Annotated in this window: 24 protein-coding genes and 1 pseudogene; 9 read left to right on the top strand and 16 right to left on the bottom strand. The window is 45.4% G+C overall.

All coding sequences use genetic code 11. From position 1 onward, the window contains the following. Positions 1-73 precede the first annotated feature (73 nt). The gene (locus tag PG915_RS09040; protein ID WP_353496225.1) at positions 74-604 is read left to right on the top strand and encodes a 3'-5' exonuclease; all 531 of its coding nucleotides are present in this window, start codon (positions 74-76) and stop codon (positions 602-604) included. 92 nt (positions 605-696) lie between these two features. Here the strand turns inward: PG915_RS09040 and PG915_RS09035 are convergent, their stop codons facing one another. The 3 genes and pseudogenes from PG915_RS09035 to PG915_RS09025 all read right to left on the bottom strand — a co-directional run bounded on the left by PG915_RS09035 (position 697) and on the right by PG915_RS09025 (position 3,607). After that, complete coding sequence (locus PG915_RS09035; RefSeq protein WP_353496224.1) at positions 697-1,143, bottom strand: TerB family tellurite resistance protein; 447 nt, start codon at positions 1,141-1,143, stop codon at positions 697-699. A gap of 137 nt (positions 1,144-1,280) precedes the next feature. Then, positions 1,281-3,202: pseudogene (locus tag PG915_RS09030) on the bottom strand (alkaline phosphatase D family protein). Between the two features lie 30 nt (positions 3,203-3,232). Continuing rightward, the gene (locus PG915_RS09025; protein WP_353496223.1) at positions 3,233-3,607 is read right to left on the bottom strand and encodes a hypothetical protein; all 375 of its coding nucleotides are present in this window, start codon (positions 3,605-3,607) and stop codon (positions 3,233-3,235) included. Positions 3,608-3,881: 274 nt separating this feature from the next. On the opposite strand from PG915_RS09025, the gene PG915_RS09020 reads away from it, so the two are divergent. The 3 genes from PG915_RS09020 (at position 3,882) to PG915_RS09010 (ending at position 9,983) form a co-directional block, all read left to right on the top strand. Next, a complete protein-coding gene (locus PG915_RS09020) occupies positions 3,882-5,213 on the top strand; it encodes a MipA/OmpV family protein (RefSeq protein ID WP_353496222.1) in 1,332 nt (443 codons plus the stop codon). Between the two features lie 160 nt (positions 5,214-5,373). Beyond that, complete coding sequence (gene hrpA, locus PG915_RS09015) at positions 5,374-9,294, top strand: ATP-dependent RNA helicase HrpA (RefSeq protein WP_353496221.1); 3,921 nt, start codon at positions 5,374-5,376, stop codon at positions 9,292-9,294. 173 nt (positions 9,295-9,467) lie between these two features. Then, positions 9,468-9,983, top strand: coding sequence for a porin family protein (locus PG915_RS09010; protein ID WP_353496220.1), 516 nt, complete (start codon positions 9,468-9,470; stop codon positions 9,981-9,983). A 66-nt stretch (positions 9,984-10,049) separates the two neighbouring features. Here PG915_RS09010 and PG915_RS09005 read toward each other — a convergent pair whose 3' ends face one another. The 3 genes from PG915_RS09005 to PG915_RS08995 all read right to left on the bottom strand — a co-directional run bounded on the left by PG915_RS09005 (position 10,050) and on the right by PG915_RS08995 (position 13,007). Further along, the gene (locus PG915_RS09005; RefSeq protein WP_353496219.1) at positions 10,050-10,838 is read right to left on the bottom strand and encodes a hypothetical protein; all 789 of its coding nucleotides are present in this window, start codon (positions 10,836-10,838) and stop codon (positions 10,050-10,052) included. Between the two features lie 12 nt (positions 10,839-10,850). Continuing rightward, positions 10,851-11,306, bottom strand: coding sequence for an outer membrane beta-barrel protein (locus PG915_RS09000; RefSeq protein WP_353496218.1), 456 nt, complete (start codon positions 11,304-11,306; stop codon positions 10,851-10,853). A 219-nt stretch (positions 11,307-11,525) separates the two neighbouring features. Next, positions 11,526-13,007 carry a carboxypeptidase M32 gene (locus tag PG915_RS08995; RefSeq protein WP_353496217.1) on the bottom strand — a complete coding sequence of 494 codons (1,482 nt, stop codon included), beginning with the start codon at positions 13,005-13,007 and terminating at the stop codon, positions 11,526-11,528. Positions 13,008-13,158: 151 nt separating this feature from the next. Here PG915_RS08995 and PG915_RS08990 point away from each other — a divergent pair, with 151 nt between their 5' ends. Next, complete coding sequence (locus tag PG915_RS08990; RefSeq protein WP_353496216.1) at positions 13,159-13,794, top strand: LysE family translocator; 636 nt, start codon at positions 13,159-13,161, stop codon at positions 13,792-13,794. Positions 13,795-14,157: 363 nt separating this feature from the next. On the opposite strand, the gene PG915_RS08985 is transcribed toward PG915_RS08990, so the two are convergent. The 8 genes from PG915_RS08985 to PG915_RS08950 form a co-directional block, all read right to left on the bottom strand. Then, on the bottom strand, positions 14,158-14,904 hold the full coding sequence (locus PG915_RS08985) for an alpha/beta fold hydrolase (protein WP_353496215.1): 747 nt from the start codon (positions 14,902-14,904) through the stop codon (positions 14,158-14,160). Further along, positions 14,886-15,902 (bottom strand): DUF2817 domain-containing protein, encoded by a 1,017-nt coding sequence (locus PG915_RS08980; protein ID WP_353496214.1) that lies wholly within the window; start codon positions 15,900-15,902, stop codon positions 14,886-14,888. The genes PG915_RS08985 and PG915_RS08980 overlap by 19 nt, the downstream gene beginning before the upstream one ends. A gap of 140 nt (positions 15,903-16,042) precedes the next feature. Next, positions 16,043-16,318 carry a DUF2960 domain-containing protein gene (locus PG915_RS08975; protein WP_353496213.1) on the bottom strand — a complete coding sequence of 92 codons (276 nt, stop codon included), beginning with the start codon at positions 16,316-16,318 and terminating at the stop codon, positions 16,043-16,045. Between the two features lie 41 nt (positions 16,319-16,359). Continuing rightward, positions 16,360-18,132, bottom strand: coding sequence for a bifunctional molybdopterin-guanine dinucleotide biosynthesis adaptor protein MobB/molybdopterin molybdotransferase MoeA (locus PG915_RS08970; protein WP_353498696.1), 1,773 nt, complete (start codon positions 18,130-18,132; stop codon positions 16,360-16,362). 16 nt (positions 18,133-18,148) lie between these two features. Further along, positions 18,149-18,742 (bottom strand): molybdenum cofactor guanylyltransferase MobA, encoded by a 594-nt coding sequence (mobA, locus tag PG915_RS08965; protein ID WP_353496212.1) that lies wholly within the window; start codon positions 18,740-18,742, stop codon positions 18,149-18,151. Next, complete coding sequence (locus tag PG915_RS08960; RefSeq protein ID WP_353496211.1) at positions 18,720-19,442, bottom strand: energy-coupling factor ABC transporter ATP-binding protein; 723 nt, start codon at positions 19,440-19,442, stop codon at positions 18,720-18,722. The genes mobA and PG915_RS08960 overlap by 23 nt, the downstream gene beginning before the upstream one ends. 102 nt (positions 19,443-19,544) lie before the next feature. After that, positions 19,545-20,243, bottom strand: coding sequence for an ABC transporter permease (locus PG915_RS08955; RefSeq protein ID WP_353496210.1), 699 nt, complete (start codon positions 20,241-20,243; stop codon positions 19,545-19,547). Continuing rightward, entirely contained in the window at positions 20,243-21,034 is a 792-nt protein-coding gene (locus PG915_RS08950; protein WP_418642279.1) for a substrate-binding domain-containing protein, read from the bottom strand. Before PG915_RS08950 ends, PG915_RS08955 begins: the two co-directional genes overlap by 1 nt. Before the next feature lie 305 nt (positions 21,035-21,339). On the opposite strand from PG915_RS08950, the gene PG915_RS08945 reads away from it, so the two are divergent. Then, positions 21,340-22,794 carry a sigma-54-dependent transcriptional regulator gene (locus tag PG915_RS08945; RefSeq protein ID WP_353496208.1) on the top strand — a complete coding sequence of 485 codons (1,455 nt, stop codon included), beginning with the start codon at positions 21,340-21,342 and terminating at the stop codon, positions 22,792-22,794. Next, positions 22,787-24,802 carry a sensor histidine kinase gene (locus tag PG915_RS08940; RefSeq protein ID WP_353496207.1) on the top strand — a complete coding sequence of 672 codons (2,016 nt, stop codon included), beginning with the start codon at positions 22,787-22,789 and terminating at the stop codon, positions 24,800-24,802. The genes PG915_RS08945 and PG915_RS08940 overlap by 8 nt, the downstream gene beginning before the upstream one ends. Positions 24,803-24,864: 62 nt before the next feature. Here the strand turns inward: PG915_RS08940 and PG915_RS08935 are convergent, their stop codons facing one another. Then, positions 24,865-25,239 (bottom strand): thiamine-phosphate diphosphorylase, encoded by a 375-nt coding sequence (locus PG915_RS08935; protein WP_353496206.1) that lies wholly within the window; start codon positions 25,237-25,239, stop codon positions 24,865-24,867. Positions 25,240-25,431: 192 nt separating this feature from the next. Next, positions 25,432-25,611 carry a hypothetical protein gene (locus tag PG915_RS08930; RefSeq protein WP_353496205.1) on the bottom strand — a complete coding sequence of 60 codons (180 nt, stop codon included), beginning with the start codon at positions 25,609-25,611 and terminating at the stop codon, positions 25,432-25,434. 116 nt (positions 25,612-25,727) lie between these two features. On the opposite strand from PG915_RS08930, the gene PG915_RS08925 reads away from it, so the two are divergent. Next, positions 25,728-26,174: a YHS domain-containing (seleno)protein gene (locus tag PG915_RS08925; RefSeq protein ID WP_353496204.1), complete on the top strand. Its 447-nt coding sequence runs from the start codon at positions 25,728-25,730 to the stop codon at positions 26,172-26,174. 32 nt (positions 26,175-26,206) lie between these two features. Then, positions 26,207-26,452, top strand: a complete 246-nt coding sequence (locus tag PG915_RS08920) for a Rho-binding antiterminator (protein ID WP_353496203.1) — start codon at positions 26,207-26,209, stop codon at positions 26,450-26,452. Positions 26,453-26,465 lie beyond the last annotated feature (13 nt).

Below are 26,465 nucleotides of genomic sequence, written 5' to 3'. Positions count from 1 at the left end.
TAGATCGATGGTCGAGCTTTTGATTTGAATACGCTACAATTTCGCCGTGTTAATAACTGTTTACTGTGTCGCTATGAATTACAACCGAGTCGTTTGCTTTGATCTTGAAATGTGCTGCTGGAACGTCGATGGCGTTGGCACAACCGGTGAAATCATTGAAGTGGGTTTAGCGGAGATCGATCTGGTCAAACAAGAGGTCGTTAAGCGAGCTCAGTATTATGTAAAGCCAGAGCAGGATGAAGTTTCACTATTTTGTACTGAACTGACGGGTATTACACCGCGCAAAGTAGAGAAACAAGGTCGCCCGTTGGAGTCCGTTATCAAATCGATGGTGAAGAACTTCGGTGGAACCAATAAGATTTACGCTTCTTGGGGGCGTGATGACGAAATCTTGAGGCTTGAATGTGAGTCTAAAGGTATAGACATGCCTTTCAATGAGTTCGTCAATCTAGCCACGTTGTACCGTATTCAAAATCGCTTGAAGGACAAACGTATCGGCCACAAAGCTGCACAAGAGCAGAAGGGGATTGAGTGGGAAGGGCGACAGCACTCAGGTTTTGTTGATGCATACAACTTGGCAAAACTTGCTCTCACTATGCTGTAAGCTGCTGTAAAGTCGTGCCTATAGAGCCCAGATTTTTAGCCCCAAAGATGCTTCATCTTGGGGCTTTTTGTTGCGGGCTTCAGTTTTATTGGTTACTTGTTGATCACTTGAATTTTGGCTCTAATGAACTCACTGTGGTCAACATAGAGAAGCTCTGCGACTTTTCGGATTACGGCATCCTCCAACGGGTCGATAACCCCATCGGCGTTGGCCACTTCCCACATCGCTTTGATAAGCTCGAAGCGTTTTTCCTGGCCAAGTTCGCGCAAGCTAGACGTAAAATCATAAAGCGACGCCGAGTTTTGTGTCTGCTCGGTCGCTTGTGTGAGAAGCCCCTCAGCTTCGCTGTCTTCTATTCCAAGTAAACGAACCACTAGCTGACGTTTAGCAGCTTCTTCCTCTTCATCGACTTGGTAATCTGCTTTTGACACTTCACAAAGCAGTGATGCAATGGCTAAGTTTGGGCTGACACCGTGCGTTTTAGACAGATCGTCTCCTTCGATAAGCTGTTTGAAAAGAGAGGTGATGGCATTAAACATAGGCGTACCTGACTATTGGCTGAATGACGATAATGACTTCAATTCACTAAATGAGTGTAGTCACTTCAGTAATTACATGGTGACCGCAACTACGGATCACAAGTTGGATCATAAGCAAAGTGATAAGTATTTAGAGTTTAGTCTTCAGAATAAGTTTCAGGAAACTCTGTTTGACTGCCGTCACCGTGGAGCACGGAAATGTGAGCGGGCTTGCCAAAAGGGTCGAGTTTAACCAGGCCGATACCACTTCGATTGACTAATCGATTGTGCTCGCTCGGTTGTGGTTTTCGCTTAAACACTTTAAGGCGTTTACGTTTGGTAAACCAGTTGAGTGGTGAACGAGGTGTGTACAGCCACTTATCGAGCCAATCGCATACGGTGAGTAAAGGCTCTGGAAACTCGTTTTTTATGCCACTGCAGGTGATTTGATAGATATGCGAATCACTCTGTTTGAATCGCAGCTTCACGTCATAGACAAACGAATAGTGAACATCGCCGGAGAGAATGACGAAGTTCTCAGGTGTTTTGCTGTGGGTAAAAATTGATAGCAATGTATTGGCGCTTCCTGGGTGCGCCATCCAGTTCTCTGCATCGATGATAAGTGGGTTACCGAGCTTCGTCGCCGCTGCTTGCAAAGTTTCGATGAACTTGACGCCAAACATAGGTGCAGGGGACACCACGACAACGGAGTCCAGTCCTAGTAGCTCTTGCTGAAACTCCACCATTCCCTCCCAGTCCATAAGACCGGATGGCTTATTCATTTTCGATTCTGAGCGCCAGCGACGGGTTCTGGTATCGAGCACCACAACTTTAGGGTGAGAATCCAACGTGTAGTGCCAATTTTCATAGCGCAACAGTGTGGTAATAAGCTCTTTGTGCTGGATTTGGTTAAGATACGATGTATTCGAGTTGTCGCTTGTCGCTTCAGAGAAAAAAGCGTCGAGTTCACCGCTCCAGTCAGCTTCCATCTGTTTTGGATTATTTCCCCATGCCTGACAGAGTAGGTAACTAAACAGCGCGTTACCTATGATTTGTTTGGAAAACGGGTGTTCATAAGCCGCTTTTTCCCATCCCACCGTCAAGTTCCAGTCATCTGTCACATCATGATCGTCAAAAATCATGTAGGTCGGAATGTGCGCGAGCAATCGTCTTACTTTAGGTAAGCCTTGCACAAAATCTCGAAGGGTTTCTTTCTCCTTCGTCCATGTCTCCATGTCTCCATGTGTTCATCGGCGATAACTTCAGGCTCTAGAGTGTCAAAGTCTATCGCTTTCCACAGTTCGGGGGACCAATTGAGAAGATACATCGCAATGAACTCTGAAAAACTGATCAGGTGGTTTTCGCAATCACGCGAGCTGAAGATTGCGGCCTGCTGCTGATTTAGGAATTTTTTAAGGCGGCTTGTTGAATCTTGGTAGTGTGGAAGCAGTCTATCGCGGTCATACAGCCCAATTTCGCCACTGTGAAGCGCACTGCTATCCGCAAGCGAACTTTGCTCGAATAGCTCGTTAGGGAGTGCTAATAGCTCTATGACTTTCTGAATACTTGCTAGGGTGGGGCCTGCAATATGGTCAGCGTATATTTGATCACCAGTGAGTAGCAGTAAATCCGGTGTGTCCGAGTCTTGTTTTTTTGCGATGTCGCAGCTAACTCGATCGTCGAGCATCACTAAGCTATCAGCGCTTTGATGGTGCGGGTTTCGACACGAGCCATGCAAGATATGGTCAGCAGTATCGGTGAGCTGTACCTTGATATGAGGATGTTCCGCGTAGCGAATATCTTCTGGTAGAACAGAAATCCCGGTTTCAGCTTCTACAATATCGTAGCTGATAAGGTCTTGGGTTGGCAGTAGGTGCTGGATAGTAAAGTTGACCAGCCAAAGTTTCGGACTGAGCCGTACACATTGCGTTTTAGGAAACGGATATGAACGACATTGTTCCGCCCATAGATCAAGCCTAAGTGAACTTGGTTCGACCGAGGTGGCAAACCATAGTGTAAATTCTTTTCGGTTAGTGCGGCGTAGAACCGGACCGGCTAATAGAGAGGGCAGTGTCGTCATACAGATCTAATCACCTTTTCAATAATGTCATCAGGCGCTATGAACTAGGGTATCGTCATTCGGCTGCATCTGCTCTAGCATTTCAATGAACTCCGCGCTTGTCGCTTCGTGCCCGACAACAAAAAATCCTGTGAGTGCGTCTAATAATTGAGACGGGTCGTCACTTTGTTCAACGATTTGACCGAGACGCTGGCGAAGCAATTCTACTTCGTGCTCAACGAACCCACGCGCTTCAATCGCTTGTTCCCCTTCATCAGGGGCGTTATCAAACTCTAGAAATAACAGATTGTTATCGAGCTCAGTACTGACCAATTGCTCAGGAAGCCACTTCTCTCCGGTGACAATTTGAATATTTTGGTCTTTTGGTAAATTATTGAGGATATTTTTTAATTTTTCTACTTTCACGATAGGTCTAAATAGTGGAAACTATGCCTTTGATAACTGTTGGTTATTTATTAGTCTATATTCAATAATCACAGTTTAGTGACACATTAAGTGTAATAACAACATAATATAACAACTCTTCACTTTAGAGATAGCGTTGGTCGGCACAGTAGTAAAAAAACTGGCAGAGACTTTACAACGAAGCCAGACATACTGAGTGATTAGTTAGCCAATATACGTACCCTTAATTCGATTTACTGATTGATAACTATTCCAGTTGGAGAAACTGCAAGACATGATTAAGAAAAATCTCGCGTTAGCGATTACGGCAGCATTGATCACATCCCCTGTTGTTCAAGCCGAATCGCAAGCGCAAGAAGCGGAATGGGGTATTGCAGCAATGTGGCGTACAGCCAACGTTCCTTTTGATACAAAAGGGGGCGACACCACTGTTAGCACCTTTATTCCGATGATGTTCTTTAAGAACGACTATGTCTTTCTTGACGGTACCATGGCAGGTGCCCACCTCTATAAAACGGATGATAAACAATTAGAGTTCAATGCGATCACACGTATGCGACATATCGACATACCCGCAGATGAACAAAACGCAGTGGGTGGTGACACAGCAGACTACGGTTTGCAAATGCGTTATAACTTTGATCCAGTTTGGCACTATGATGCTGAGTTGATGACGGATGGAGAAGACCGATTTCACGCCAACTTTAGACTTCAAGGTTTGTTAGATTATGGCGACTTAGAAGTTCGTCCTAACGTAACACTGCGTTTTAAAGATGCGGATTTTAATACGCAATACTACGGTACTTACCGTGACACGGTTGATAACCTAGGCGGTGGCGTGGATTACGCTATGGGTGTGGATGCTCGTTATCACGTTACATCTAACTTGTACTTGTTGGGCTCTACTAATATTCGTATGTTGGATAACCAAGCGTATCACTCATCAGTCATCAAAGAGCGCTTTGAAGGTGAAGTGTTCGTGGGTGTTGGCTTCTTCAATGAGAAGAAAAAGAGTACCTCTAAAGCGAAACAAGTAAGCCGCGACATCAGCACTAAGCCTTATGTTCGAGTTGCTCATGGTTGGGCGTCGCCATCAGACATGGGTGACATCCTGACCTTTAATGGCAAACGTGACCCTTATAACAACCAAGTATCATCGGTGTTCTATGGTCATCCTTTGACAGACGAGTTGTTTGGTTTACCACTGGACATCTATCTAAGCCCAGGTATCGCACATCACTGGAGCTCAGAAGTGCAGAACGGTGCAACAGAGTTTGTCACTCTGATTAAGGCGTACTACACGATTGAATGGCCAATTAAAATGCGCTTAGGTGTGGGTAACGGTCTGTCGTACATCGACAACATTACTCATATCGAGCAGCAAGAGATGGATAAGAAAGAGAAGCGTGCGAGTCATCTAATGAACTATATCGATATCTCTTACGATCTCAGCATTGGTTCTTTAATTCGCAAGCCAGAGCTTGAAGATTTGTGGTTAGGTTATTCTCTACACCACCGCAGTGCTATCTTTGAAGCGTCTTCTCAGTTTGGTCGTATCAAAGGCGGTAGTAACTACAGCACGGTTTACCTGCAATATCACTTCTAAGCTGAATATTGTTGCTAAACTGAACCTTGATACTAAATCAAAAACTGTTACTAAAGCTCCGCGAAAGCGGAGCTTTTTTGTTGGCGCGTCAGTTAACCCAAGGTTGGTAGCTGTGCTACAATCTCGCCAGTTTTAAATAAGAAAAATAGCAGGGAATGTTTTGACTTCCTCACAACAATCAAATCAGCCAGCCAAGGCTCAAGCGAACAACGCTCAGTCACTGAAAAAAGCATTAAAAGACTGCATGATCCGCGACCGTTTTCGCCTGAGTAAACGTATTGCTGGCGCAGCAAAAATTAAGAAGCCTGAGGCTCAAGCCGCCGTATTCGATGAAATCGCCGTAGATATCGCAAAATCGATGATGGAAGGTGAGCAGCGCGCTAATCAATCAAAACACATCGAGTACCCCGAGTTACTTCCGGTCAGTCAAAAGAAAGACGACATTGCCAAAGCAATTGAAGAAAACCAAGTGGTTATCGTTGCTGGTGAAACGGGGTCAGGTAAGACAACTCAGCTGCCAAAAATCTGCTCAGAGCTTGGGCGCGGCAAATTTGGCCTAATTGGCCATACGCAGCCAAGGCGCCTTGCTGCACGCTCGGTAGCGAACCGTATCGCCGAAGAGATGGAAACCTCTTTGGGTGAGTTTGTTGGTTATAAAGTACGATTCAACGATCAGATTTCTGACAACACCCAAATTAAGTTGATGACAGACGGTATCTTACTGGCTGAGATCCAGCACGACCGTTTCTTAAATCAATACGACACCATCATTATCGATGAAGCGCACGAGCGCAGTCTAAACATTGATTTTATTCTTGGTTACTTGCGTGAATTACTACCAAAGCGTCCCGATCTGAAGGTAATCATCACTTCTGCGACCATCGATCCAGAGCGCTTCTCAAAGCACTTTAACAATGCACCAATTATCGAAGTGTCGGGTCGAACCTATCCAGTGGATACCCGCTACCGTCCATTGCGTGGCGATGACGATACCGATCGTGATCAGCTAGAGGGTATTTTTGAAGCGGTTGATGAACTGTGTGATGAAGGGCTGGGTGATATCCTAATCTTCATGAACGGCGAACGTGAAATTCGTGATACCGCGGATGCGCTGAGTAAACGTAATCTTCGTGATACCGAAATCGTGCCTTTGTATGCGCGCCTATCGGCCGGTGAGCAAAATAAAATCTTCCAGCCTCATGCGGGTCGTCGTATTGTTCTCGCCACTAACGTCGCTGAAACGTCATTGACCGTTCCTGGCATCAAATACGTTATTGATCCGGGTACTGCGCGTATCAGTCGCTATAGCTATCGTACTAAGGTTCAGCGTCTACCGATTGAACCAGTGTCGCAAGCGAGTGCGAACCAGCGTAAAGGTCGTTGTGGTCGTGTTGAAGAAGGCATCTGTATTCGTTTGTACTCTGAGGAAGACTTTGAATCGCGTCCAGAGTTTACTGATCCAGAAATCCTACGAACCAACTTGGCATCGGTTATCCTTCAAATGACGGCGTTAGGTCTTGGCGATATTGAAGCGTTCCCATTCGTTGAAGCGCCAGATAAACGCAACATCCAAGACGGTGTGCGTCTTCTTGAAGAGCTAGGTGCTATTAACGATAAAGCCAAAGATCCCAAAAAACGCCTGACAGCAATTGGTCGTCAGCTAGCGCGCTTACCCATTGACCCACGACTTGCTCGTATGGTGATTGAAGCACCGCGTCTTGGTTGTTTGAAAGAAGTGATGGTGATTGCATCGGCGCTATCTATCCAAGACCCACGCGAACGTCCAAGCGATAAACAGCAATCTTCTGATGACAAGCATCGCCGTTTTTTCGACAAGGAGTCTGACTTCTTAACGTTTGTGAATGTATGGGATTACATCCAAAAGCAGCAAAAAACGCTGTCTGGAAACCAGTTCCGCAAGCAATGTAAACAGGATTTTCTGAACTACTTGCGCGTTCGTGAATGGCAGGACGTTTATTTCCAAATTCATCAAGCAATGCGTGAAATGGATGCCAAGCTCAATCAAGAGCCAGGCAACTACCAAGCTGTTCACAGTGCACTTCTTGTTGGATTGTTATCGCATATTGGTGTCAAAGACCAAGAGAAAAACGAGTATCAAGGTGCACGTAACGCTCGTTTCCATATTTTCCCTGCTTCTGGTTTGTTTAAGAAGCAACCGAAATGGATCATGTCGGCAGAGCTGGTGGAAACGTCCAAGCTTTGGGGTCGTATTATTGCCAAGATCCAACCAGAATGGATTGAGCCGGTCGCTAAGCATCTAATCAAGCGTAGTTACAGTGAGCCACATTGGTCTAAAAAACGTGCTGCGGTCATGGCACACGAAAAAGTGATGCTTTATGGGGTACCGATTGTTCCTAAACGCTTGGTCAGCTACGGTGCCATCGATCCAGTAATTAGTCGTGAGTTGTTTGTTCGCAGTGCCTTAGTAGAAGGCGATTGGGAAACCAAGCACGCATTCTTTAAGCAAAATCGAAAACTGCTCCAAGAAGTCGAAGAGTTAGAGCACAAATCACGTCGCCGCGACATCTTGGTCGATGATGATGAACTGTTTGAATTCTACGATCAGCGCGTTGGAACGGAGGTCGTGTCCGGTAAACACTTTGATACTTGGTGGAAGAAAGCAAGTCAGCAAAACAAAGAGCTCCTTAATTTTGAAAAAGAGATGCTGTTTAAGGGCGATGCTAGCCACGTTACGGACTTAGATTATCCGAACTTCTGGCACCAAGGTGGTTTCAAACTGAAGTTAAGCTATCAGTTTGAGCCGGGCGAAGATAACGATGGTGTGACCGTACATATCCCACTTCCAATTTTGAACCAGATTGACCAAGATGGTTTTGATTGGCAGATCCCAGGTTTGCGTCATGAATTGATAGTAAGTCTTATCAAAGCGCTACCAAAAACGCTGCGTAAGAACTTTGTACCGGCACCAAACTATGCCGATGCCTTCCTCGCTCGTGCTACGCCGATGGAAGCTCCGCTACTCGATTCGCTGGAAAAAGAGCTACGTCGAATGACGGGTGTTGAAGTGCTTCGTGATGATTGGAAACTTGACCAGTTACCTGAACACCTGCGCATTACATTCCGCGCAGTGGATCATCGCAATCGTAAGCTGAAAGAGAATCGGAATCTTTATGAGCTGAAAGAAAGCTTGAAAGATAAAGTCCAAGCCACACTGTCTAAAGTGGCTGATGATGATATTGAGCAGCAAGGCCTGCACACGTGGAGTTTTGGTGAACTACCAAAAGTGTATTCTCAGAAACGTGGTGGTTTTGATGTCAAAGCATACCCAGCGCTGGTGGATAACAAAGACAGCGTTGAGATTAAGCTGTTTGAGACCGAGGTAGAACAAGAGCAGGTCATGAAAGAAGGTCAGCGTCGACTTCTGCTGCTTAACGTACCTTCTCCAATTAAATACTTGCACACCAACTTACCGAACAAATCTAAGCTCGGTTTGTATTTTAACCCTTACGGTAAAGTGTTAGACTTAATTGATGACTGTATAGCGTGCGGTATCGACAAGCTCATTGAAGGACAGGGTGGTCTTGTCTGGGATGCTGACAAGTTCGAGCAGTTAAAAGAGCACGTAAGAGCCGAGTTGGGTGACACGGTAGTTGATATTGCCAAGCAGGTTGAAACCATTCTTACTACGGCGTTTAATATCACTAAAAAGCTCAAGGGTCGCGTTGATTTGACAATGGCCTTCGCCCTTTCCGACATTAAAGCTCAGGTTGAGGGTTTGATCTTCAAAGGCTTTGCAACGGAGTGTGGCTGGAAACGTCTGCCAGATATTCTTCGCTACCTTAAAGCCATTGAAAAACGCATGGAAAAGCTACCGATCGATCCAAACCGAGACCGCATGCACATGCTAAAAGTGGAATCAGTAACACAGGATTACAAAGAGCTGCTTAACAAGATCCCGAAAGGCATGAAAATACCGGAAAACGTCAAAGAGATCCGTTGGATGCTCGAAGAGCTGCGTGTCAGTTATTTCGCTCAGCAGCTTGGTACGCCATACCCTGTGTCGGATAAACGAGTGTTAAACGCTATCGATGCCTGTTAATCGCTATTTACTGGGTTAGCTTCAAGAATTTTGATCTATGTCTCTGAGAATCCGTCAGGTTTTACCAAAAATTAAAACGGATGAGTTTCTCAAGAGATATAGTGTGTGATATATAAAGCTCCGCGGTGGCTTTGATTGGATTCGCCGCATTCTATTAAACAAGAAGGTTACAAATGAAAAAGACACTTTTAGCGCTTGCGCTTGTTGGTGCCTCAACATCTGCGTTTGCAGATGCTTGGTTGTATGGTGGTGTTTCTGCAGGTCGTGCAGACTACAATGGTAACAGCGACACACCAATGGGTTTCCATGTGGGTACCGGTATCCTACCTATCATCGGTATTGAAGGTGGTTACTGGAAGCACGGTAACTACGATATGGCTGAAGGTAACAGCACAGGTTACGCGGAGATGGGCTCATGGTATGCGGCACTTAAGCCGAGTATCGATATCGGTCCAATCCAGCTATACGCAAAAGGTGGTTTCCACTACTACAACGCGGATTACAAAGGCAACCTAAACGGCAGCGACAGCGGTACTGACTTCATGTACGGCGTAGGTGCTGAGTACTTCGTAACAGACATGCTTTCTGTGGGTGCGAGCTGGCAGCGTTTTAACGGCATTAAGACATCGTTCTCAAACGATAAAGATCTAGATAGTTTCACCATCAACGCAACGCTTCATATTTTCTAAGCGTTACTAAACGTGGTTAAGATTTACAAAGGCGACAAAAATGTCGCCTTTGTTGTAAATACCGACCTACATGGATAAGGAATGGAAAGGTGTACCAGGATGGTTTCTATAAAGGAGTTTTAGTACGGCCATGGAGGTCGTATTCCAAGAGCCATAGTACTCAAAGTGTTGGAACAGTCCCAAAACGTGCGCCATTTCATGCAGTACAATGGCTTTATCCCAGCTACATTGGCGGTTACCCAGGTTCACCCACAGCAATGTATCTGACTGGTAGGTTTGCGTATTGTAGTCGATGTCGATAGCCATCCCACCATCATAGGGCGCATGACTTGCGTTAGCACACATAGTCGATGGACTGAACGAATATTGGTGAGAATAGAATGCAGTATCGATAGCAAATACGATACCTCCATTGATGCCATGTTTTGATTGAAATGCGCCTTTGCTAAAACGGTAGTTTCCGACGTTTTGGTTTGGATAGTTGTTGTCTCGATACTGACTTAGATCTTCATCAAGAACAACAAACTTTGAAAATCGAACACCAAGTTGATTGCTCATTACGTTAACTGATTCTTGAATAACATCCGGTACCATTCCTCCACCATTGCTGACGAAGTAGACAGGAATATCCGAGCTGGTATCAAAACGCACTGTTGTATTTGCATCGTTACCCCACAACCCCGGATTTCCATTGACTGCTTTATTTGAGCTAGTGAGTAAATTCACCAACTCTTCTGGTTCTACAACGCCTTCTGTCTCTTCAGTAATACCCAAGCATCCAAGCAGCATCGTAGTGGAAAAAGATAATATGATTGCACTATCTAATAGGTGTTTATGATGTGTTTTAATCTTCATCGGACATAAACCCTAAAAATAATAGTTTGCTTTAAAAGTTAAAGCTTCAATATCTGTTGCACCAACATTATAGAAGTTGTATTCAGTGCTCAACGTAAATTGATTTGAGATGGGTAATTCTGCTCCGATACCATAGACAAACTGCGCTTGAAGGTCTGACTCTCCCTCATAAACATGTGTACCCAAATTAGCATATACATTAAACAGAGACAGCCGATAGTTAGGCTGTACGAGAAAAGATAGTGAGTCATAGGAGACCTCAACCCCGGAGGAGTGGTCTTCACCTAGTTTTTTGTAACCAAGCTCAAATCCTAAGTATGGGGAGATGTGAAAGCTACCATGAATACCATAGCCGTGGCTGGCGACACCATTTACATCTGTCATGCTACCATTTAGACCAAGACTCCAAAATCCATGAGACTCAAAACTAGCACACGACGTTGCTAATATAATAAGAAGTTTTCGCAAGGGAATATTTCCATATAACTTAAAGGTTCAGGCAAATAATATACTTATCATCAATTAATCCAACCTTTTAATGGGTCTTATTAATCGATAGCTTAATTGTTGTGCGAAACAATAAATGCCAGAAATACAGAAGCCTTAGTTATTGATGTTGGTAATGCTGGCCGTGGTGTCAAAGAGATTTATACGCAGACGTGTTTCGACACCTGCGTATCGTTTCTACTACAAATATCGATTTACTAAATGAGACTGGAAGTGCTGTGCATTTAACGTCTCACCCGTCGCTTGTTTAACAAGAGCTTCAGTCGACAATGAACTACCTTTTGACCAAATATTGTCACTTAACCAAGTAAAAATTGGGTTTAGGTCACCGCTCTTAATCGCTTCATCGACATTAACGGTTTGCTTCATTGCTGCCATAAACTGAGCCGCATACATAGCGCCAAGCGTGTAGGATGGGAAGTAACCGAAGGCGCCATCTGTCCAGTGAATGTCTTGCATACAGCCATCTTTGAAGTTGCCTTTGGTCGATAAACCAAGGTACTGCTGCATTTTTTGATCCCACAGTTCTGGGATATCTTTGTATGATATCTTACCGTTCATAAGATCACGTTCAATCTCATAGCGTAGGATAACGTGAGCAGGGTAGGTTAGCTCATCGGCGTCGACGCGGATGTAGCCCGGTTGAACTCGAGTGTAGATATTTTGCAGGTTACTTGGTTCAAACACCTTAGCGTCATTGGAAGCGAAATGCTTCTGTGCCAAAGGCGATAGATGGTGAATAAAACCGTCGCTACGACCTAACTGCATTTCAAAAAACAGCGATTGGGATTCATGAATACCCATTGAGCGCGCTTCACCAACGGGTAAGCCTGCGTAGGCGGTTGGTAGGCCTTGTTCATATCGAGCATGACCTGTTTCGTGGACAATACCCATTAAAGATTGAACAAAATCAGACTCATCATATCTGGTAGTTATGCGCACGTCTTGCGGTACCCCGCCGCAGAATGGGTGTGAACTGATATCAAGGCGGCCGTGCTCAAAATCAAAGTTCAGCAGCTTCATTATCTCTAAGCCGAGTGCGTTCTGCTGAGCGGTCGAGTAACTTTCTTGTGTGGTATAAACTGATTCAGACTTTTGCTTTTCAATGATTTGTTGGGTCAGATCTGGCAACCATGAAATAAGGTCGCCAAATAATTCATCGAGCTGAGCAGAGTTCACTCCAGGCTCATAGATGTCGAGCATTGCATCATAAGGTGTTAGGCCGGCTTGTTCTGCGCGAATTTGCGCTTCTTGTTGAGACAGGTTCACAACCTCTTCGAAGTTTGAACAAAAGCCGCTCCAGTCATTCTCGCCGCGCTGAGTGCGCCACGCATGCTCACACTTAGAGCCAGCTAGTGATTTAGCTTTGACAAGATCTTCAGGGACTACTGTCGTTAAACGCCACTGTCGTTGCATTTCAGAAAGGCTGGCCTTTTGCATTGCATCGAGGGAGTCGGATTCAACTCTATCAAACCATTCGCCAAGCTGTGGAGCGGTGGATAGGTGGTGGATGTGTAACGACAGCTGAGCCATCGCTTCTGAGCGAGCTTGGTTACCACCAGAGGGCATCATCGCCGCGGCATCCCAACCACAAATAGCCGAAAGGTGGCCAAAATTAGCAATCGTTTTATAGTGTTCAACCAGTTTATTGTAGTATTCCATGTCTGTGACCTATCGTATGAACGAGGGCTATACGTTAACATTAACAATGAGTTGCGAAAAGGTTAATGCTATATAACGCTTAAAAGACATTCGCTTTTTGCGGTGAGTTGAAGCAGAATCAGGTAATTGTCCTAGAAAACAGTTATTAACTATGCACATTCAAAACTTCGAAGCGTTTATTGTCGCTATCACTATCCTCACATTGACTCCTGGACTGGACACTGCGTTAGTGATTCGAAACACAACACGTGGTGGTTTCCAAGATGGCGCCGTTACGAGCTTAGGGATTTGCCTAGGACTGTTTGTCCATGCGACGTTTTCTGCACTCGGCATTTCGGTTGTTTTGACTCAATCTGCAGAGCTGTTTTTAGTGGTTAAAGCAATCGGTGCGGCCTACCTGATTTGGCTAGGGCTTTCTAGTTTGCGTTCATTTAGACACGGATCGTCTATGGCCGTCGAACAATCGGTAGTGAACAAAGTCTCTGGTAAACGTTCTCTCCGTGAAGGTTTTCTATCTAATGTGCTAAACCCTAAAACCGCCGTGTTTTATCTCGCCTTTCTCCCACAATTTATTAACCCAGAATTTTCTCCATTCGCACAATCGATGTTAATGGCGACGATCCACTTTGTTATTGCTATGCTTTGGCAGTGCGGGTTGTCTGGGATGTTAAATTCGGCTAAATGTCTGCTAAAGAGTTCGAAATTTACGCAATGGATGGAGGCGACTACCGGCGTTGTCTTGATTGGGTTGGGCGTGAAACTGCTGATGGAGGAGCCTGCGGTCTAACGTGGCTCTAAGTATTAACTCGAACGGGTTTCTATCGCTCGTTGCAGTGAGCGCTGGGTGGTATTCAATTTGTGTACGGTGACTGACGATGCTTTTAATATGTATCGATCAAAGCACTGATAATACTCCGCTCCGTCATTAAGCTGTTTGCAAAAATCACGCGCTTGCTGGTTGTGGTAGTGAAGATCTGCTTCCGAAGCGAACTCGTTATGAGTGGCGCAGCCAGACAAAGTTAAAAGTAAACTTGCAGCTAGAGCGAAAGTAACTGGGGTTTTAATCATCGTGATCCGGTAGTCGTTCAACATTTAATGCATAGTAGCGATTCAATGAGAATTTAGTTGCCTTTTTGCGCCACAAGTTCCATTAGAGTTTCAATTTTTTTAGCCATTGATACAAATAGTCGGCAAGTTCGTTGGGTGAATCGGCCGGTAGATCATGAGCATCACTATAAAATGAACGATGGTGGACATTCCAATTACTGGCAACAGCTTGCCCGGCTCGGCTACGCACTAACTTATCATGCTTACTGGTAATAACCTGAGTAGGACAGGATGGAGGTTGATTAGGACCGACAAACTTAGCTGCCGCTATCAACTGACGCAGAGCATTGCTAAAACGAACCGGGTGCTTGCTGTTTAGAGCGAGGTGGTAGGCCAAAATACTTGGGTTTGTGACATGATCAGGAAAGGTGACATCTAGAATCGCTTTTTCAAAGGTATCTCGACCGCGAAGCCTTGCGCTCAACAGTTTTGGAATAGCTCGGAGATTAAAGCGTTCATGGATTGGACTGTATCGGGCAAAGCTTGGATTGATGAGTGTTAAACTGGCAACCTTATCGCTATCTAAATGCGCCCAGTGAGAAGCCAACATGGATCCCATGGATATGGCGACAACGTGATAGCGTTCGAACTGTTTGGGTAGTTGCTCAAGCAAAGGGTCAAGCATCTGCTCTATTTTCATTGGGCTTGTCTGTTGATATAAACAGCCATTTCCCGGTACATTAGGCGTTACGATGAGTAGCTCGTCGTCAAGGCGCTTTAATGCATCCACCATTAAATGCCAGTGGCCTGCTTCACGTAGTAAACCTCTCACTAATACGATGGGTACCATAATTTTTTTGCCTTTTTCGTCAGCATCAGACGGTCATTGTTATTTACCTGTGTTAACAACTCATTATACAAAACTTGCATTAAATAGCTTAGAAGTGTGCTATGTCTTCTTTGTACGCGCTTAATTCGGTGTGGCTTAGTGGGATGAAATAATTGGCTAAAGCTCAGCAATTGCATTGGGTTCTTTTTAACCCAGAGCCAAGACCCCAGCTCTAATGTGAGTGGGACGAACGGCGAAGTCGATTGTTGATAGTGGCGTAAGTACATCCAGTCCCAAAAGTCGCCATGCGTAGTGTATTGGTGCCATTGAGGTTCAAACTGATACAGCTCGTAATGCGGGAAGCTTTTGCGAAACTGTGAGTAAATTAAATAGAACTGATGCAGTGTTTCTGGCGGACGGTTGTGGTGGGCAAATGGAAACCACAATCGATCTCTGGTTCCAAAGCCACTATGTAAATCGAGCACTATAGTTGATGACGCTGACTGTGTGGTCTTTAGAATGCTGTTTGAAACGGCGATTAGCTCTTGCTCCATTTTGGCACTGTTCCCTCGATACCAAGGCAGCTTTGGGCTAATGCTTTGACCTGCATGCAGTTGATAGCGAGGGTTACTGGCAGTGATAGGCGCATTGCGCATTAGATCCACACCACGATGATTGGAGCGCGTTTTTAGTGCGACGCCCCAGGGATTTACTACGGGCACGGTGAGGATACGAATTTTATTGAGTGTATCATTCAACTGGCTGTCCCATTGTCGACGCTTTAGCAGGCTTCTAATGAACGCCAAGATGATTTGGCTACCAATACGCTCGACTCCATGGATCGATCCAGTGAGGATCAAGCATGGTGCAGAGGGGTGACTTGAGCCAAGAGAAAGCTGCTGTATTGGCATCTCAAAACCTTGATGCTCAATGTGAGTTAGAGTTGAGAGTGACAGTTCAGAGTAGCGCTCGGCATACTCATGGATATGACCTAGCTCTCTTGGAGTTGCAGCAAACATGATTCGTTAAATACCACGCATTTCATGACATTAGTTTGAGTTTAGCGTGGCAAAACGAAGAGTGTCGTGAAGGATTTATGACGGATAAAAAAACACCGAGCTTCAGCTCGGTGTTTGGATGTTTTCGAATAGAGTGCTTTTTAGGTGTCTTGTCTTGGCTTTTTGCCTAAACCAAAGTTTTCTTTCTGCATCAGCGTGATCTTACCAAAACCAAGCTTTCTAAAGTGGTTGTCACGATAGTTGCGAACCGCTTTAGTGTCAGAGATGGCTTCAATTTGTTGCTCCATCTTTAGAAACTCTGTCAGGTCGATACCTTCTGCTTCAGCGACAGCCTCATGGATGTTGCGATGTTGCTGGTAAGAAAACAGCAGAGTTTTCTCTTCGTTTTTGTATTCATAAATGATGGTACGAGCCATAAGGTTTACCTATTAAAATTGCTACCTGACAAATCTAAGCGCTAGATTCTGCCTTGAAGCGGGATGATTGTCACGCTTTCGCCCGGTTTTACTGTATCGATATGCGGGGCGATTTCGATCAAACAGTTCGCCTCACTCATTGAACGCAGAATTCCAGAGCCTTGTTTACCGGTTGTTTTAACGCTCAACTGACCTGTAAGACTATCGATTTCGTAAACCCCACGGCTGAACTCTGTGCGACCCTGACGTGAACGCAGAGATTCTGTCGCGATTGCCGGTACCTTAAGAGGTTCAAAGTTCAGTACACCTTGCATTTTCTTAATGGCTGGCTCAACAAAGTTAATGAACGACACCATGACCGCAACAGGATTACCAGGAAGACCGAAGAATGGCACATCACTGATGTCACCAAATGCAAGCGGGCGACCTGGACGCATATTAATACGCCAGAAATCGACACTGCCACGTTTCTCTAAAACATTTTTGATGAAGTCGGCATCACCCACGGAGACGCCACCGGACGTAATAATAAGATCAGCACTCTTGCTCGCTTCAACAATGGCTTGCACCATAACGGCTTCATTATCTTCTAGAATACCTAGGTCAACGATCTCACAACCAAGCTTTTGAAGCATGGCCATAATGGTGTAGCGGTTCGAGTCATAAATCGAGTTGGCGTTAAGGGGCGTACCTGGTGCTTGCACTTCATCCCCAGTCGAGAATACGGCAACGCGCAGTGCACGTTTTACCTTAACGGCATTCATGCCTAAAGACGCAATCATACCCATCTCTGGTGCTTGTACTAATGTCCCGGTGGTAAATACGGATTGACCTACCGCCAAATCTTCACCCGCTTGGCGAACATTTTGTCCCAATTTAATTGAGGCATTAGCAAAACCAACGCGCTCGCCGTCTACAATCGCTTGCTCACGCATGACCACGGTATCAGCGCCTTCCGGCATAGGTGCGCCTGTCATTATTTGGGCAGCTTGGCCTTTAGTCAGAGTTTTGTCGTAACCGTGCCCAGCCATAATGCTCGCTACTACATCAAATTGCTCATGAGCAATGTCTTCGCCCCGAATAGCGTAACCATCCATCGCCGAGTTGGTGTAAGCCGGAACATTGATAGGCGAGCTGATATCTTCGGACAGTATGCGACCGTATGCGCGTTCCAGTGTAATCGTTTCTGTCGCATCAATAGGAGATATGGCTTCTAGTATCTTTTGCTGTCCCTGCACAACAGATAGAAATGCAGGGGAAAGTGTATCGCAACAAGCAGCAGCGACTGGTGAACTTGCATTCCGCGATGTCACATAATCTAAGATGAACTGTTTGATAGCATCGAGATCATTGATGCTCATGGTTGGGATTGCTACATCAAGCTCACTATCAGAAGCGATTGCGATAATATTGTCATCGCTTGGGTGTAGCCAAGGTTTTCCAACTTCTTGGCGGTTCAACTCAATTTTCGGGAAAGCGATATTTTTACAGCCTTCGACCAAAATAAGGTCGAGTGCTTGATGGTCAAATCGCGATAGCAAGTGTTCAAAATCCGCTTCAGCATCGGGTGTTTCAGTCATAAGCGCGTGACGGTTGCGAGATGAAATCAGCATCTGGCTCGCCCCAGCTTTTCTCAAGCGGTAGCTGTCTTTACCTGGCTTATCGACATCAAAATTGTGGTGAGCATGTTTTAATACACCGATGCGCAGGCCAGTTTCTGTTAGCTTTGGCAGCAAGGCTTCAAGTAACGTGGTTTTACCGGTACCACTGTAGGCTGCAAAACCGAGAAGGGGAACATTGTTGGTAGACTTAATGGTCATAGTGCGCTCTTTAATGATGATCGTTTGATGTCGCAAGTTTCGCCAATTCTTCCGGCGTGTTGAGGTTCACAAAACACTCGGGGCTGTCTGAGAAGTCGACATAGTCGGTGTGGCATTCTTTGTAGAGTAAGATGATTTTGCGATCGCCACGTTCCAAAAAGGCTTCTAGTTTTGGAAGCACACGTTTATGGAACATAGTGAATACAGGTTGATGAAAATCGCCGTCGTGAGCGACTAGGATGTCGGATTGCTCCGTCACAGATTGGCAGAATCGCTCTACGACCGCAGCATCAATAAAGGGACTGTCACAAGGTACAAAACCAACCCAATCTGAGTTTGAATTTTTAAGTCCGGCATGTATGCCACCCAACGGACCGGGATAATCAGGATACGAGTCGCTAATGACGGGGGCGTATTGTTGATAACGCTCTTGGTTTCGGTTGGCATTGATAGTGATGTTATTGGTTTGCGCGCTTAGGCGTTCAATCACATGTTCAATAAGCGGCTTCCCATTGAACTCAATTAACCCTTTGTCATTACCTCCCATGCGAGAAGCTTGTCCACCAGCAAGAATAACCCAACTAGTCTGAGTTGGATGCAACATAAATACTCTCTTTATCTTTCTGTTTTTTATCGATGATTTGAAGCAGCGGTGATTCTATCAAGGTGCAGTCTTTAATCCACCATTGTTTTCGACACAAGCGGGTGAGGGCGTTGGTTTGGTGGCTGGTCACCACGATGCTAGAACCATGTTCCAATAGGTCTTGTGCCATAAAGACCAAGCGCTCAATCGACTCTTGATCGAGAGAGGCGCTGGGTTCATCCATCAGCAATATAGACGGTTTTAATACCCACGCTCTTGCCATCGCAACCCGCTGCTTTTCACCACCAGACAATACAGAGACATGCTCATCCGCTAACGTCTCTAAACCAACGAGTCGCAACGCAGAAATCACTTCAGCGCGCTTATCGTGAATGTCGATGCGTTTGTGCTTAATACCATAGACGACGTTCTGATAGACAGTGCCATCAAACAGATAGGGAGACTGATGAAGATAGGTAACATCCTTTCGGCCAGAACCACTAATTAGTCGTGAAACAATTGACTGACTGCGTGGTTCAATAGTGCCGGAAGTCGGCTTAAGAAGTCCGGCAAGAATTTTTAGTAGAGTGGTTTTACCAACGCCGTTATCACCTTTTAGGTACACAGCTTCATTAGGGCCAATAGTGAGACTGGGAATATGAAAAAGGACACGATCTTTAAACCGCATCGAAACCTGCTTTGCTTTTAATTGTATTGTCATTGTTGTCCCTTAAGCAGTGTCTTGGGTTAATTATAGTTTGGGTATCAAAAACTGACGTTTTTCCTGAGAGGCAAAGTCAGGCTTGTATATATAGAGAATTTTCTAGGATCGAAGTACGCCTTTACCTCGCATCGAAGACAGTAGGAAGTTGAGCACTAAAGCCAATACGAGCAGAACGATGCCAAGAGCAACACCTTGAGCAAATGCGCCTTTATGACTTTCCATCGCGATAGCCGTTGGGATGTTTCTTGTGAGCCCCATAATATTGCCACCCACCATCATTGAGCAGCCGACTTCGGTCACTATGCGTGAAAATCCTGCAACGACCGCTGCCATAAGAGGAAATCGCGATTCCCAAATCAAGGTCATGAGGGTGCGAAAACGTGATACGCCAAGCGTGACCGAAGTTTCAAGTGCGCGTTTATCGGTACTTTGCAGTGCGCCGTGCATCATAGAAACCAACACAGGGAAGCAAATTAAGATCTGTCCAACGATCATCGCTCGCTGTGTAAACAACATTTCCCAATCACCCAGTGGTCCAGAACGAGATAGCAGCATATACAGCAGAAGACCGATCACCACCGTTGGGATTGCTTGCATGGTATTTACTAGGGATAACAAAAACCACTTACCCGGAAAGTTGGTGTAAGCCAAAAAGTAGGAAGCGATTATCGCAGGCAACACGACGAGAGAGACCGCAGAGATAGATACACTGAACGAGACAGCCACAATGCGCCACAGGTCTCTGTCTAGGCTAAATAGGAGGCTTAACGCCTCCATTGTTGTTTCAGTAATGCTCATTAACTGTTGTTTTTCTCAGCATCAGCGACAAACAGTTGTTCGCCCATTTTGCGGTAGTTATTGATCATCGATTGTCCCTTCTCTGACACCAGCCAATTGCTGAGTGCGCGAGCACCTTTAGTATTGAGGGTAGGGTAACGCTCTGGGTTGACGACGATAACCTGGTAAGGGTTGAACAATTGCTTATCACCTTGGAAAAGGACGGTTAATTCAAGTTTAGCTTGATAAGCGAGCCAGGTACCACGATCGGTCATGGTGTAGCCTTGCATTTCTGACGCCATATTGAGTGTTGGCCCCATACCTTGGCCTACAGAGCGATAGCCGCCAAAGTCTGGTTCAATCTTGGCTTGTTTCCAAATCTGCAGCTCTTTCTTGTGTGTGCCTGAGTCATCACCGCGTGAAATGAAAATCGCGTTGGTTTTGGCAATATGGTCAAAGACTTCTTCAATGCTTTTTTGGTCGTGAACGTCTGCTGGATCTTTCTCTGGACCCACAATCACAAAATCGTTGTACATGACACTGCGAGGTTCAATGCCAAAGCCTGACTCGACAAAGCTCGCTTCTGCTTTGGGAGCGTGGGTCATCACGACATCTACATCGCCATTTTCACCCATTTTGAGTGATTTCCCTGTACCCGCGGCGATGATATCCACTTGGTAACCGGTCTCTTGGGTAAATTCCGGCAATAGGTAATCGAGCAGTCCTGAGTGATACGTACTCGTGGTGGTAGCAAGGCGGACTCGGGATTGTTCGCCATTGTCTGCATAAGCCGAAACAGACAGTGTTGCCATTGATACTGCAGTCACTATTAATTGAGGAGCCTTCAAACGAGAGGCAATTGATAGAGAGGTGGTCATAGTATTGTCCATTGTTGTTTTTATCGTAAAACCATGTGCTCTTTGCGAGCCCTATCCTTAAGCAAAGACAATGCCACAATTTCCATAGGAAAAAAGAGGCAAAGTGCGACATTTTGCTAAAAATTTCATAGGGTAAACTACAATTAATTTGAGCTGGGACAAAATGTCGCACTTTTACCCATGATGTTTTGCTATAGATTGGTACACTCTGTCTCAAATAGGAACAATAACAACGCTTTATGACTTTATTTCAAACCTCTGATGTCCCCAACCAACAATCTTCGCCTTATTTGGCTTTCTCGGTGCTTGTTGTCGATGATGAAGTCGGCATGCAAACCGTTCTTAAAAAGGCGCTCAGTAAAGGCTTTGGCCATGTTGACACTGCGAATAGTGTAGAGGAAGCAGAAAGCCTTCGTATCCAGAACCACTATGATCTGATCATTCTCGATATCAATCTTCCAGGTCGCTCTGGTATTGAGTGGAAAGAAGCGTTTAACGATCAAGAGCGCAAAGCGGATGTGATATTTATGACGGGCTATGCTGACTTAGAAGTCGCGATTAGTGCGTTAAAACTTGGCGCCTCTGATTTTATTTTAAAGCCTTTTAATCTGGAGCAGATGCTCCAAGCGGTTAAACGCTGTATGGACAAGCGTTTGACCGAAAGAATGAATTTAGCGCTTAGCCATGACATTAGTCGCCGCGTTAGCAAAGACTTAATTGGTAGCTCAGAGAAAACCAAACAGCTGAAGCAACTGATTACTCAATATGCTCCTTCACGTGCATCGGTGTTGATTGAAGGGGAATCGGGTACGGGCAAGGAGCTCGTCGCAAGAGGAATTCATACTGCCAGTCAAAGACAAGGCCCTTTTGTTGCTGTGAACTGTGGCGCTTTGGCTCCTGAGTTATTGGAAAGTGAGCTATTTGGGCATGCCGCGGGTGCTTTTACCGGCGCTAAGAAAAGCCGAGAGGGTCTATTTCGCGTGGCCAGTGGTGGTACTTTGTTCCTTGACGAGATTGGTGAGATGCCTTTAGCAATGCAAGCCTCGTTGTTGAGGGTGTTGGAGCAGCGAACCGTCAGACCTGTTGGTACCGAGAAAGAGATCAGTATCGATGTTCGTGTTGTTGCAGCCACTAACCGAAATTTGCGCGAACAAGTGGCCAGTGGAGAGTTTCGTGAAGATCTTTTCTATCGACTGAATGTACTCAAGATAGATGTACCAGCACTAAGACAGCGTCTTGCTGATCTATCCGATCTTGTCCCATTTTTTACTCGCCAACTGTCGAGAGAGTTGGGTGTTGTGGAGCCCAAATGGGCGCACGAAGACATGCATGCGATGCAAGACTACGATTGGCCTGGCAATGTGCGAGAGCTTAAAAATATGCTTGAGCGCTGCATTTTGCTTAACAAACCACCTGCTCACCATTTCAACGAAATGAAAGGTGGTACGGTGAATACATCCATCACTATGTCGGTAAACGACCTCACCACTATGCCTAGCACCAGCGAAGTGGTTGAGGGAGATTTTGGTTATCCAAATTCTTGGTCATTAAAGGACGTTGAAAAGTCACACATTCAACAAGTAGTGGACTTTCACTCTGGTAATAAATCTGCTGCATCGCGTGATCTTGGTGTTGCACGTAAGACTTTAGAGCGCAAGTTCAAAGAATGGGACGAGAGCGGGTTCGATGAATAGAGAAAATCGCTTTATCAGCAAGTGGCGTTACCGTGTCACCTCGATGGTGCGATATCGCCTGTTGTTTCTCACCTCAGCACCGATATTTTTGACCTTGATTGCTCTATTTGGCATCACTGCATATTGGTCCGTGCATTACACTTGGCAAAGTGCTTTAGTTGATGTGGCAGAGCGCCTCAACATCGTTGAGGACAAGATAGAAAGCTTGCAAACCCGTCAGTACGACCATCTGGATGCATTTGCTTCCTCTTATGAGTTTCGAACCCGTTTAGACCACCTACAAACCCACGATGAATTTGACTCTTGGGTCAGCTCTCAACGTGAGCGTTATAGCCTGGATTACTTACGTTGGATACCTAAGCAAAAAATCAACAATCTGACCGATTATGCGCAGATGGCGAGGCAAAAGAGCTTCTTCGATGTGCTGACGCGTACGCAAGCAGTTGCTATCGACCCTATGCTCTCTGATCATGCAGAAGTATGGCACCAAGCTAAACATATCAATGAAACTCGCGCCCTTGTTAGTCGGACAGTGACCGCAGTGTATGACTTCAATAGCAAGTTACTTGGTTACCTCGATGGTGGCGTGCTGATGAATAATAATTTGGCGCTTGTCGATGAGATAAAGAGCACTATTTATTCAAGCAATAGCTATAAGGGCACGGTGACGCTGTTTCTTGATGACTTGCGGATCGCGACCAACGTTTTTATGGAGGACTCTTACGAAGGTAGGCGAGCCCTTGGTACGGTTGTGTCAGAGCAGGTTAGGGAGTCGGTACTAGAGCGCGGTGAGATTTGGATTGATAAAGCGTTTGTCTATGACTCTTGGTATATCGCAGGTTATAACCCCATTGTGGATTGGCATGGTAATACAGTGGGCATCACCTACACCGGGTACTTAGTCTGGCCTTTGATTAAAACCTATATCACTAACTTAGGCGAAGTCACCGCCATCATTTTGTCGCTATTGCTCATTTCTGGGTTCATTGTGTATCGAGGTGCAAGAGATCTGTTCCGACCTATTGAGCAAATACACCGCGTTGTAAAAATGGTGCAGCTTGGCAAGGATGAAGAACGTATTGGAGAGCTGGGGTTGAACTCTAAGCACGAGCTAAGTCAGCTTGCTACCCAGTTCGACAATATGCTCAATCAGCTCCAATATCGAAACGAACAGATTCAAGAAGCTGCCCATGAACTTGAGGCTAAGGTTCATTCTCGTACTGCTAGTCTCAAAGAGAAAACCGAGCAGCTTGAACTGCACATTCAACTTCTGAATCAGACCCGAGATAAACTCGTTATCAATGAAAAGTTAGCGGCGTTGGGTGAATTGACCGCTGGTATAGCGCATGAGATCAATAACCCGACGGCTGTAATCCTAGGTAACGTTGAGCTGATTAAGTTTGAGCTTGGCTCCGACATCGATCGGGTCGAAGAGGAAGTCGACGCCATTTTGGCGCAGATTGATCGCATCAGAAATATCACAAGAAGCCTTTTGCAATATAGTCGTCAGGGGGGCGTTCAGGATGAAATCACCTGGCAGCACGTGAATCCAATCGTTGATGAGAGCGTCACCTTGGTCCGAACTGGCGCGAAAAAGCGCAATGTTGAGTTTGTGGTGGACTTGCATGCCAAAACGCCAGTAGAGGTGAATCGTCATCAACTGCTGCAAATATTGGTGAACTTACAAATGAACGCTATTCATGCAATGAGTGGTAAAGGGCGCTTGACAGTACTCACTGAAGATTGGATTGAAGGCAAAGAGAGCGTAGGCGCACTGATTCACGTGATTGATGAGGGCTGTGGTATCTCGAAGCGAAATCTTAAGCGTATTTTTGACCCATTCTTTACCACAAAGCGTGACGGCACTGGGCTTGGTCTGTCTGTGTCGCAAAGCATTTTGAGTCAAACCGGCGGTGAGATAAAGGTACAGTCAGTGGAAGGGGAAGGCAGTCAGTTTACTTTGTATTTGCCGAACAAAACTGACCATCATCTGTTGGTGAGTGCATAAAAACGCGAGGTAAGCCTCGCGTTTTTTTATCAGTAGCGATAAGTTTAATACGTGCTTATAGCTTACTGCATACAAATAGCAACGGTGCCAAGCACCATTACTGTAATTAGGGCATACCAAATTTTCTGAGACTTGGTATCGGCGACATTGACGCGAATGTAGTTAATCTCCTCGGTCGCCATGACTTCAAAATCACTGAAGCTCATGGTGAACTCTTTGCGCGCTTGGATAATGTCATTTTGAAGTTTATTGAAGGTTGTTTCGATAAACTGTTTTGCTTCACCAAGTGGTGCGCTTGCTAGAGAAAGCGTATCCCAGATGGCCATTCTAGATTCGAATTCGCGGTCGGTAACACGGTTTAGCATCAACAGATCGTGCTCACGCTTAATACGTTGTTTACCCAGTTTATCGAAATTTATGTGTGATAACTTGTTCAAGTCAACTACTCCAAAGTTTTATAACGACGCTGCATCCAAGGGTAAAGAATGCAGCGTTACGTGCGTGGAATAGTAGGTAGCGCACCACAAGGTATCAACTTGATGTTTTTGTGAAAACGACAAATTTTATTGTTTTTAGCAGGGGTCTGTTGGAACGTGATCACTTCGAGCAATTGCCTTGATAAACGTTCCTTAGTTTTCCATTGACCGTTTTCTATTAGGTAAACCACCCATATCCCAGCATTTAGTGATCAACATATTGCCTTGATAATCCCCATTGACCCAGCAGGGAACGGTTGGGGTACCACCTGTGTTTCCCCCTGCAAATGCAGTGCTCGATATAGTGAGCGCGAGTATATAAAACCACTTCATAACTGCCTCCTGAAACGTGACTTAATAGTACGCAGCGAAACTCCATTGTTGCTGAAAGATAATCCTATCTCGTTCTGTCTACTTATGCTGATACGTATTCAAAACAAGGAGAGCCCATGCCACTATTCAAACTGTTTGCTTCTCTATATCTTTGGCTGGTGTTAGCCGCTAGCGCGTATGCTCTCGAGCCTGTTTATAGCGACTTTTTTGGTAAGGCGATTCGCGGTTATGATCCAGTGGCTTACTTTACACAAGGCAAACCTGTCAAAGGTAATAGTGACTACACCTATGATTGGAATGACGCGACTTGGTACTTCTCATCCAAGCAAAACCAAGACCTGTTCACTGCCAATCCAGACCGCTACTCACCCCAGTACGGTGGTTACTGCGCTTGGGCAGTGAGTAAAGGCTATACGGCAAAAATCGACCCTAATGCGTGGTACATTCACGACGACAAGCTGTATCTAAATTATAGTAAGTCCGTGCAAAGCACATGGCAGCAGAATATTCCGGGCAACATTGCCAGCGCAGATCTAAACTGGCCGAGCCTGTTAAAGCAATAACTAAGTCAAGTTCTCATAAACAAGGAGTTCTAATGATTAGCTGTAGTGATTATGACTATGTAGAAATCGCGTGCATGCATCGATATCCGGTAAGGTTATCTATGAAAAATGGTCAAAAAATTGAAGGTACAGCGCTCGATACCACTCGGAATGACGTTAAAGCCGAGTGTATTAAGCTTAGCCAGCAAAGCGGTGAGCGACTAGTCGAACTCGATCAGATCGCGAGTATAGAAGTATTAACCGCAAACCCTCACTTTGTTACTAAAGTGTTTTCATGAGGGCTAAATGGCC

It is taken from the genome of Vibrio sp. CB1-14, from assembly GCF_040412085.2.
GTDB lineage: Bacteria > Pseudomonadota > Gammaproteobacteria > Enterobacterales > Vibrionaceae > Vibrio > Vibrio chaetopteri.
Note: the sequence above shows the minus strand (reverse complement) of the source record. Positions and strands in the feature narration are given on the sequence as shown.